At 66.1% G+C, this 1,535-nt stretch carries 1 protein-coding gene; it reads left to right on the plus strand.

What is annotated here, in order from left to right:
* Positions 1–302 precede the first annotated feature (302 nt).
* A protein-coding gene (locus QYM41_RS17495) for an IS3-like element ISAar43 family transposase (RefSeq protein WP_368801046.1) occupies positions 303–1,453 on the plus strand; the annotation gives its coding sequence in 2 pieces (ribosomal slippage) (positions 303–573 and positions 573–1,453; 1,152 coding nt in all).
* Positions 1,454–1,535 lie beyond the last annotated feature (82 nt).

A 1,535-nucleotide genomic window follows, 5' to 3' on the forward strand; every position in this document is an offset into this window, starting at 1 on the left:
GCAGCGATCCGCGAAGTGACCGAGGAGTTAGTGGAGGAATACCAAAGCAGCTCACTCGATCGTGAAGTCAAACGGCGGCGAACGATCAATCGAGATCGGCGTAAGGAACTACGAAATCGTTTCGTAGAGAGCGCCCGAGACAACCTCCCGGGAGTCCGGTAGTCGATCGGCTTGTTGAGGCCTTTCACCAGGTTGCCTAACGTGCGGTGACGGTCGAAGTGGGCTGACCCCGTTTGGTAGGTCCGGTGGTTGTGTGAGTCGTCCTGTTGCCCGGGGGTCCGGGCAGTGAGACTGGTCAGATCATGACGAACAGCAGGAAGCGTCACACCTCGGAGCAGGTCGTCCGTAAGCTCGGGCAGGCCGACAGGATGCTCGCGGGCGGTAGCGACATCGCCGGGGTGTGTCGAGAGCTCGGAGTGTCCGAGCAGACGTACTACCGGTGGCGGAACCAGTACGGCGGGCTGAAGGCCGACGACGCGAAGCGGCTGAAGGAGCTCGAGAAGCAGAACGCCACGCTCAAGCGGCTGCTCGCCGAGGCAGAGCTCGAGAAGGCCGCGCTCAAGGAGCTGGCTGAGGGAAACTTCTAGGCCCGGGCAGGCGCCGCGCCGCCGTCGACCACCTCAAGCGCAAGCTGCGGGTGAGCGAACGAATGGCGTGCCGTCTGGCCGGGCTGAGCAGGTCCGCATACCGTCGCCCGCTCCAGGGTGAGACGACAGCCGACCCGGACCTGGCGTTGCGGGACTGGCTGCGGGCGTATGCGAAGAAGCACCCGCGGTGGGGATACCGCAGGGCCTACCACGATGCCCGCGGCGAGGGGTGGGTCGTGAACCACAAGAAGATCCAACGGCTCTGGCGCGAGGAAGGGCTGCGCGTCCCGCAGCGGCGTCACCGCAAACGCGTTGGGTCTTCGACCGTCGACGCCCCGGCAGCGGTCGCACCGAACCTCGTGTGGGCGGTGGACTTCCAGTTCGACGCGGACGAGCAGGGCCGTCCGATCAAGATCTGCTCCATCGTCGACGAGCACACCCGCGAGTGCATCGGCGGGCTCGTCGAACGGTCGATCACCGCGGACCGGCTCACCGCCCACCTCGAGGACCTCGTCGCCGTCCGGGGCGCCCCCGCGGTGCTCCGATCCGACAACGGCCCCGAGTTCATCAGCGACGCGATGGCCGACTGGGCCGGCACCCGCACCGGCCTGTTCTACATCCCGCCCGGCTCGCCCTGGCACAACGGGTACGTCGAGTCGTTCAACAGCAGGCTCCGCGACGAGTGCCTGAACATCAACAGCTTCTACTCGCTGCTCCACGCCCAGGTCGTGATCGGCGACTGGAAGACCGAATACAACCACGACCGCCGGCATTCATCGCTCGGCTACCTCGCACCCGTCGACTACGCTCGGCAATGCACCCATCAATCGGAAACCGACGACTCGCACAGCGACCGGACCGAATGAAGGGGGCGGCCCACCCGCGGTGGGGATACCGCAGGGCCTACCACGATGCCCGCGGCGAGGGGTGGGTCGTGAACCACAAGAA

Origin of the sequence: Kocuria oxytropis (assembly GCF_040981195.1) — a bacterium.
In the GTDB taxonomy this organism is placed as follows: domain Bacteria; phylum Actinomycetota; class Actinomycetes; order Actinomycetales; family Micrococcaceae; genus Kocuria; species Kocuria oxytropis.